At 67.8% G+C, this 8143-nt stretch carries 6 protein-coding genes and 1 riboswitch; of the genes, 5 read left to right on the forward strand and 1 reads right to left on the reverse strand.

Annotated features, from left to right (window positions below; all coding sequences use genetic code 11):
• Nucleotides 1-139 precede the first annotated feature (139 nt).
• The 5 genes from D2E24_RS08280 (at nucleotide 140) to D2E24_RS08300 (ending at nucleotide 6586) form a co-directional block, all read left to right on the forward strand.
• Nucleotides 140-3286, forward strand: coding sequence for a bifunctional [glutamine synthetase] adenylyltransferase/[glutamine synthetase]-adenylyl-L-tyrosine phosphorylase (locus tag D2E24_RS08280; RefSeq protein ID WP_241222929.1), 3147 nt, complete (start codon nucleotides 140-142; stop codon nucleotides 3284-3286).
• A 105-nt stretch (nucleotides 3287-3391) separates the two neighbouring features.
• Nucleotides 3392-4267, forward strand: coding sequence for an HAD family hydrolase (locus D2E24_RS08285; RefSeq protein ID WP_125968874.1), 876 nt, complete (start codon nucleotides 3392-3394; stop codon nucleotides 4265-4267).
• Between the two features lie 172 nt (nucleotides 4268-4439).
• Nucleotides 4440-4543, forward strand: a riboswitch (TPP riboswitch).
• Nucleotides 4532-5287: a thiaminase II gene (tenA, locus tag D2E24_RS08290; protein ID WP_164521064.1), complete on the forward strand. Its 756-nt coding sequence runs from the start codon at nucleotides 4532-4534 to the stop codon at nucleotides 5285-5287. It overlaps the preceding riboswitch by 12 nt.
• A 73-nt stretch (nucleotides 5288-5360) precedes the next feature.
• Nucleotides 5361-5801, forward strand: coding sequence for a PH domain-containing protein (locus D2E24_RS08295; RefSeq protein WP_125968876.1), 441 nt, complete (start codon nucleotides 5361-5363; stop codon nucleotides 5799-5801).
• Between the two features lie 2 nt (nucleotides 5802-5803).
• The gene (locus tag D2E24_RS08300) at nucleotides 5804-6586 is read left to right on the forward strand and encodes a GNAT family N-acetyltransferase (protein ID WP_125968877.1); all 783 of its coding nucleotides are present in this window, start codon (nucleotides 5804-5806) and stop codon (nucleotides 6584-6586) included.
• A gap of 149 nt (nucleotides 6587-6735) precedes the next feature.
• On the opposite strand, the gene D2E24_RS08305 is transcribed toward D2E24_RS08300, so the two are convergent.
• Nucleotides 6736-7731, reverse strand: coding sequence for a DMT family transporter (locus D2E24_RS08305; RefSeq protein ID WP_125968878.1), 996 nt, complete (start codon nucleotides 7729-7731; stop codon nucleotides 6736-6738).
• Between the last annotated feature and the right edge of the window lie 412 nt (nucleotides 7732-8143).

Raw genomic sequence — 8143 nt, forward strand, 5'->3', positions numbered from 1 at the left:
GCCGGGCCCGTTGGGGGACCCGGCGGCACGACGCCCGCGTTCCGACGGGACCCCGCCATCATCAGGCGCGCCCGTCGGGGCCGAGGCATCATCCCGCATGCGCGCCGCGATGGCGCTACAGTAGGACCCTATGGACCCCATGCGAGAATTCACCGTCGGCGCACGCGACCTGATCCACGCCGGCCTGCAGGACCTGACCGAAGCGCGCGCCCAGTTCGCGCGGCTCGCCGACGAAGGCGTCGACGCCGGACGGCTCCACGCCGTCCTCACCGCGCTCGCCAGCGCCTGCGATCCGGACACCGCGCTGCGCAACCTCGTCGACATCGTCACCACATTGCAGACCCAGGGACGCGCCCTCGACGAGATCTTCCCCGACACGGACGCGCTCGGCCGGCTCATCGCCGTACTGGGCGCATCCGACGCGATGGGCAAGGCCATGCGCTTCCGCATCGACCTGGTCGAAGCCGCCAGCGTCGACCGGTGCAACTCGCACCTGTTCAACCCCGCACAGCGCCGCGCCCACATCCTTCAGGCCGTCGGCGCCGACCCGGACGCCGACACGCCCGTCGCCGCGGCGGACCTGGCGGAGACGACCACGATGCTGCGCCGCGCCTACCGTCGCCAGCTCGCCGCCGTCATCGCGCAGGACATGGCCGCACCCGACCCCATGACCGTCCAGCCGCGCATCAGCGAGGAGCTGTCCGACCTGGCCGACGCCGCGCTCGAAGGCGCGCTCGCCATCGCCCGCGCCAACACGCCCGGCAGCGAGCATGTGCGTTTCGCAGTGATCGGCATGGGCAAGCTCGGCGCGCGCGAACTCAACTACGTGTCCGACGTGGACCTGATCTACGTGACCGAACCCGCCGACCCGGACACCGGACGCGACACGGTGACCCGCACCAGCACCAAGATGGCCACGATGCTCCAGCGCGTATGCCAGTCGGTCATCATGGGCGTGGCCGAACCCGCCCTCTGGCAGATCGACGGGGGACTGCGCCCCGAAGGCAAGGACGGCCCGCTCGTGCGTGGCGTCGAATCCCACCGCGCCTACTACGAGCAGTGGGCCGAGAATTGGGAGTTCCAGGCGCTCCTCAAGGCCCGGCCCGTCGCCGGCGACCGCGAACTCGGCCAGTCGTACATGGACATGACCCGCCCGTTCGTCTGGACCGCCTCCAAACGCGACAACTTCGTATACGACTGCCAGCGGATGCGCAAACGCGTCGAGGACCTCATCGCCGCGCCCCTGAAGGACCGCGAGATCAAACTCGGCAAAGGCGGCCTGCGCGACGTCGAATTCACCGTCCAGATGCTCCAGCTCGTCCACGGCCGCACCGACGAGACGCTGCGCACGCGCGGCACGCTCGAATCCCTCCAACGCCTCTCCGACGGCGGCTACGTGTCCCGCGGCCAGGCCGCCCGCCTCGCCCTCGACTACCGGTTCGAACGCGTCCTCGAACACCGCCAGCAGATGTGGTCGCTCAAACGCACCCACCTGTTCCCCGACCTGGGCGCCGCCAGCCTGGGCGGCCTCGACCGCAAGCGCGACATGAACGTCGACGAGCTCAACCGCAACATGGAGCTGCGCCGCCTCGCCCGCGCCCTCGGCATGCACCCCGAGGAGCTCGTCGACCGCTATGACGAGACCCGCCGCGAGATCCGCCGCCTCCACCTCGACATCTACTACCGGCCCATGCTCCCCATCGCCGCAGCCGGCGACGGCGAGACCACCACGCTCAGCGCCCAGGCCGCCTCCGAACGATTCGAATCCATCGGCTTCGCCGACCCCGACGCCGCCATGCGCCACGTCCAGGCCCTCACCGGCGGCCTGTCGCGCGCCGCCAAGATCAACCGTATCCTCCTGCCCGCCGTCCTCCAATGGCTCGGCCAAGGCCAGAACCCCGACATGGGTCTGCTCAACTGGCGGCGCCTCGAAGAGAACTTCGGCGACGGCAGCCCCTACCTCGGCTTCCTGCGCGACTCCACCTCCGCCGCCCAACGCCTGTGCCACATCCTGTCCAACTCGCGCTTCCTGGGCGACGCGCTCAACAAATCCGTCGTCTCCGTCACCTGGCTCGGCGACGACAAGCGACTCCAGGCCCGCACCCGAGACAGCCTCGACGTGCAATGCGCATCCTCGCTCAACCGCAACGCCGCCGACATCAACGACTTCGCCACGTCCATGCGCGCCATGCGACGCCACGAGATCGAACGCATCGGCCTCGCCTGGATGAGCGGCGTCATGGACGACGACGCCTGCCTCGCCTCCATGACCGACGTGTACGACGCGATCCTCGACGCCGCACTCACCTGGTCCGTCAACCGCCAATGCGCCGACGACGGCTGCGACCCGACCATGCCGCCCGCCCGCATCGCCGTCATCGGCATGGGACGCTACGGCGGACGCGAAGTCAACTTCAGCTCCGACGCCGACGTCATCGTCATCTACCGGCCCACCACCGGCGGACCCGACATGACGGACGACGCCGCACCCCTCACCCGAGAACAGCGCGACGAACTCGACCGCACCGCCAACCGGTTCGCACGCAAGGTATGCGAGACCATGCGGCAGATCCTCCAAGGACCCGTCACCCTCGAACCCAAGATCGAACTCGACATGGACCTGCGCCCCGAAGGCAAGAACGGCCCCCTCGTACGCTCCTACGACTCCTGCCGCGAATACTACGCATCCTGGGCCAGCACATGGGAGCACCAGGCGCTCCTGCGCGCCCGCCACGCGGCCGGCGACCGGGCGCTCGCCGACGACTTCCTGCACGAGCTCGCCGACCCGCTACGCTACCCGGCATCCGACCTGACCGACACGCAGCTGGGCGAGATCCGCAAGCTCAAGGCGCGCATGGAGGCCGAACGTCTCCCGCGCGGCGTACGCCGCGAACGGCACCTCAAACTCGGCAAGGGCGGCCTGTCCGACGTGGAATGGACCGTGCAGCTGCTGCAGCTGCGCCACGCCGGCGCGCACGAATCGCTGCGCGTCAACACCACCATCGGCGCACTCGACGAACTCGAACGGCTCGGTCTGATCGACCCGGCCGACGCGCTCGTCCTACGCGACGCATGGCACCGGTGCACCGCGGCACGCAACGGCAACTACCTGTGGAACGGCCGCGCCAACCAGGCCGACATCCTGCCCGACGACACGCATTCGCTCGGCGGCATCGCCGTCTACCTCGGCTACGACTCGCACCGCGGCCAGCAGTTCGAGAACGACCTGCTCTCCGCCATGCGCAAGGCACGCGAAGTGACCGAACGGCTCTTCTACGGCCTGTAAGCCAGCGACTCGCCACGACCACCCGACCTGATCTCATCCACGCCACCCGCAATCCGGAAGCGCCCCGAAAGGACCATCCGGGGAACCCCAGCAAGGAACCACACGATGAACGACCCCACGAACACCGCTGCCGCCGGCACCCGCAAACTCGTCTTCCTCGACATCGACGGCACCCTCGCCGACGAACGCCACATCGTCCCCGAATCCGCACGCGAAGCCTGCCGCGCCGCCCAACGCAACGGACACCGGCTCTTCATCTGCACCGGCCGATCCATCCCCAAGATCGAACGCGACATCCTCGACCTCGGCTTCGACGGCATCGTCTCCGTCGCCGGCGCCCAGGCCAACATCGACGGACGCATCCTCTTCCGCCACTTGGTCCCGGCCGACGCGATCGACGCGGCCCACGCCCACTTCGCCGAACATGGCATCCTCGCCTACCAATGGCAGGGCGACGACGGCATGTACATCTCGCAAGGCTACGCACGCCACCTCGAATCCAAGGGCAGGATATGGAACAGCGGCGAATTCGCCCGCCACTGGCACCTGCTCGACGACATCGACGTGCCCGAAGGCGCCACGCTCGGCCAAGTGCTGTCCACGCACGTGAGCAAGGGATCCTACTTCGCCCAGCCGGACACGGACGTCACCTTCGAGGAGACGAGCCGGGCGCTCGCACCCTGGTTCACCACCGTGCACGCCTCGTACGACCGCATCTCGCCCAACAACGGCGAACTGCTCATCAACGGCGTCGACAAGGGCACCGCGGTGCGCGACGTGGCCGCCCGGCTCGGCGTGGACATCGCCGACACGATCGCCGTGGGCGACAGCGACAACGACACCGCCATGCTCAAGGCCGCCGGCACGAGCGTGGCCATGGGCAACTCGGTCCACGGCATCGAACGGTTCTGCGACATCGTCACCACCGACATCCACGACGCCGGCGTCGCCAACGCGTTCGCCCGGCTCGGCCTGATCTGACGCGGCGGCGACGTGCGGCGACGTGCGGCGACGTCCGGCGACGTGCGTCGGCGATCGGCGCCGATGCCGGCGATGCCGAGCCGTCGTCAGCGCCGTCGCCCGCAATGTGGCCCGGATCGCCGTATCATCGGCGTTTCCTACGCCGTACTGTCACCGCCGCGCGCGATAATGAACGCGATTGCAGGGGAACCCGTGAACCGGGTTGAGAAAGGCTTCGAGCCTGACCCTTGGAACCTGTTGGCCAACACCATCGAAGGGAGCATCATGTCATTCGACGCCGCATCGTTCGGACCCATCACTCTCAACCATCTGCCGCCGTTCGCCACGCGCCTGCGCGAAGCCGCCGACCGCGTGTGGGAGGAAGGCTACCGCCAGCCGTTCCTGCGCGAACTCGGCGCCGGCACGCTCGCCCGCGAACGCTTCGCCTTCTACCTGCTGCAGGACTACCGCTACCTGAACGACTATGCGAAGGTGCACGCGCTGGCCGCCACCAAGACCGACGACCTGGACGTCATGCGGTTCATGGCCAACGTGCAGAACAGCATCTTCAACGTCGAATCGCAGCTGCACCGCACCTACATGGCCGGCTATGGCGTGACCGAGCAGGAGATGGACACGGTGCGCCAGTCCGCGTTCGCCCGCGCGTACACGTCGAACATCCTCGCCATCGCCTACGGCAATCCGCTCGTCGACATCCTCGTGGCCGTGCTGCCGTGCGCCTGGGTGTACGCCGACTACGGCCAGCGCCTCGCCGCCGAATTCGCCGACGGGCTCGACGGGAACCCGTACCGCAGCTGGATCGAGATGTACCGTACTGATGAGTTCTGGAGCGGGTCGGCATGGCTGATCGAACACATCGAACGGCTCGTGGACGGTTTGGACGAGGCGCATCGCCGGAAGCTCGTCGACATCTTCGTCACCGGCGTGGAGCACGAGTACATGTTCTGGGCCAGCGCCTACGACATGCACTACTCGTGGCGTCCCGAATGGGACGATCGGTCCGGCGAGCCGGCCGCCTGATCCGGTGCCCCCGACGGCGTAGGATGGTGCCGGGGGCCGGGTGCGGATTCCGGCCGGGAGTCAAGGAGTCGAAATGTCACGCACGATGGCCGACGGGGCGATCATCTGGAGCCAGCGCAAGCGCAACTGGTGCAGGACGCCGTTCACGTTCACCACGTACACGCTCACCGAGGACGAACTGGCTGTCAAAAGCGGCGTGCTGCGCGAAACCTACGACGTGACCAAGCTGTTCCGCGTGGTCGACATGACCGTGACGCGCAGCCTGCTGCAGCGTCTGTTCGGCCTGTCCACGATCGTGCTGGAGACGCGCGACCAGTCGTCCGGCGGCCGCACCGTGCTCAGGAACGTCATCGACGGGTTCGAGGTGCGCCGCCTGATCCAGCACACCGTCGACGAGGCCCGCAGCGTGAACCGCGTGAGCGCCCGCGAATACATGGGCGTCGGCGACGGCGAATCGTACGGCGAATCGTACGACGACGCCGGATACGCTGATCCCGACTACGGGCGGTACTGACCATGCCGTCGACCATCCGCCTGCGGCGCATGCGCCGCGACGACCATCCGGCGCTCATCGAGATCCTCCGCCGCACCTGGTACGCCGATCCCGAACTGGGGGAGGAGCGTTCCCACCGGCTCGCCGAAGCGGATTTCGAATACTGTCTGGCCCGTTCGACCGAAGCGTTCGTCGCGGTCGAGATTCCCGCCGACGATACTGATGATGCCGGTGCCGACGGTTTCACCGGTGCCGATGACCGTGCCGGCTCCGTTGGAACCGTTGCGCCCGCCGGCCGGCCGGTCGGCGTGATCCTCGGTCGGGTCGAACCGTCGCGGCTGGGCAAGGAACGTCGCCGCCGGTTCCGTCTGACGCGGCTCAACCGTCACCATCTGCGCTCCGCGTTCGTGTCGATGCCGTTGCTGGCATCCAAGGCGGGCCGTCGCGCGCTGCGCGTCGAACTGGCGATCGCGCGCGTCGACGCCCGGCTGCTGCGCGACGCCGGCCGGTCGTACGCCGCCGAGGTGACGCTCTTCCTCGTCGGACCGTGCATGCGCGGCAGGGGAGTGGGCGGCCGACTCTTCGCCCGCATGATGCGCTCGTTCCGCGCATGCGGCGTGCGCGACTACTTCCTGTACACCGACACGTCGTGCGACGTGGGATTCTACGACCGTCGCGGCCTGACCCGCGTCGCCGCGCGCACGCTCGACTACACGAGCCGGTGCGACCGCGTCGGCGACGACGGCGCGTCGGACCATACGGATACCTATTACCTGTACCAGGGACATCCCGAGCCGGTGCGATGACGCCTCCGCGCGGCGACGCGCGTCGGCGGAATACGGGCCATCCTATTCTTATACGAAATATTCTTATACGAAACGGCGCCGCGGCAGCATTGCCGGGCGCCGTTTCGCAAGGTAGGCGGTCGGGGATAGCCGGGAACCGGCCGTCGTCGTCAGGTCAGACGGATCAGCGCGATGCCGGCGAACGCGACGGCCAGACCGACGACGTGCAGGATGCGCACCGGCTTGCGCGGCGTCTCCAACAGACCGAAATGGTCGATGACGACGCTGCCGAGCACCTGCCCGGCCAGCACGATCACCACGGTGAGCCCGGTGCCCAGATGCGACGACAGCAGCGAGTTCGTCAGCACCACGACGCCGCCGAGCAGGCCGCCCGCCCACATCCAGACCGGATTGTTGCGCCGCAGCGCCGGCGTGATGTCGTAGCTGCGTTCCGCCACGCCCACGACGACGGCCAACGCGAGCATGCCGACCATGAACGAGACGAGCGACGCCTTGATCGGCGACCCGAGCGCCGTGCCCAGTCGTCCCAGGATCGCCGTCTGCACCGCACTGCACATGCCGGTGCACACGCCGAACGCGCGCCACAGCCACAGCGACGCCCCGGCCGTGCCGGACTTCTCCCTTGCGGGCGCGCCTTCGGCTGCGGTGCCCGGACGGGTGCTGCCGGGTACACGTTCCCGACCGGCGTGGGCCGTGCCGATCCGATTCGCCAATGCGATCGTGACGATGAACCCGGCCAATGCCAGCAGCGCGCCGATGCCGCGGAACACGGTGAACGGTCGACGCTGCACGCCGAGCAGACCGAACGCGTCGATGCACAGTCCGGCTGCGATCTGGCCGAGCACCGGCATCATTACGGTCTGCAGACTGCCCAGATGAGGCATGAGCAGTACGTTGCCCGTCAGGAACACGACGCCGAACAGTCCCGGCAGCCACACCCACCACGGTTCGTTCCACGCCGCAGCTGGCACCAGCGGATACGGTCCGATGAGCAGCGTGACCGCGATCAATGCGATCGTGCCGACCGTGAACGACACCAGCGATGCCCGGAACGGCGAGCCGACCGCCTTACGCAGTCGCGTATTCACCGCGGTCTGCGTCGGCGTGAGCGCGCCGCCGCACAGTCCCAGCAGAACCAGCCACATATGAGAATCCTCTCTCTTCTTTCTTCTTTCGCGTGCTTTTCTTCCTAGGTTTCCCGTCGTTGCCCTTGCGTTCCGTCCGCGTCCGCGCATCCGTCCGCGGTTCATCCATATGCCATTCACACGCCATGCCGGATTCTAGGGGGCGCCGCCGGCAATGCCCTCGGCGACATGTCGGCTGATGTCTTCATATTTTCCGTTGGTGTGTGTCGTCTGTTTTTTTGTCCTTGTTTTGTCTGTTTTGGTTCCCGTCGGGTCCCGTTCCGTCTGGTTGTGGTCGTGTTTCCTGTGTTTTCGACACGCCGATGGATGCCAGTGTTTGCAACGCTTCCGTGGCTGTCCGTGTGGCCCGGGGTTGCGTGGTCGGGGCGGGTCGTGTAAGTTAACTCTTCGCTGCCTCACGGCACGGGGTTCC

Origin of the sequence: Bifidobacterium samirii (assembly GCF_003952945.1) — a bacterium.
In the GTDB taxonomy this organism is placed as follows: Bacteria; Actinomycetota; Actinomycetes; order Actinomycetales; family Bifidobacteriaceae; genus Bifidobacterium; species Bifidobacterium samirii.

What these genes read in the sequence shown, in the direction of transcription:
- tenA (WP_164521064.1), top strand. Translation starts at nt 4,532, where the DNA reads ATGTCATTCGACGCCGCATCGTTCGGACCCATCACTCTCAACCATCTG.
- D2E24_RS08285 (WP_125968874.1), top strand. Translation starts at nt 3,392, where the DNA reads ATGAACGACCCCACGAACACCGCTGCCGCCGGCACCCGCAAACTCGTC.
- D2E24_RS08300 (WP_125968877.1), top strand. Translation starts at nt 5,804, where the DNA reads ATGCCGTCGACCATCCGCCTGCGGCGCATGCGCCGCGACGACCATCCG.
- D2E24_RS08280 (WP_241222929.1), top strand. Translation starts at nt 140, where the DNA reads ATGCGAGAATTCACCGTCGGCGCACGCGACCTGATCCACGCCGGCCTG.
- D2E24_RS08295 (WP_125968876.1), top strand. Translation starts at nt 5,361, where the DNA reads ATGTCACGCACGATGGCCGACGGGGCGATCATCTGGAGCCAGCGCAAG.
- D2E24_RS08305 (WP_125968878.1), bottom strand. Translation starts at nt 7,731, where the DNA reads ATGTGGCTGGTTCTGCTGGGACTGTGCGGCGGCGCGCTCACGCCGACG.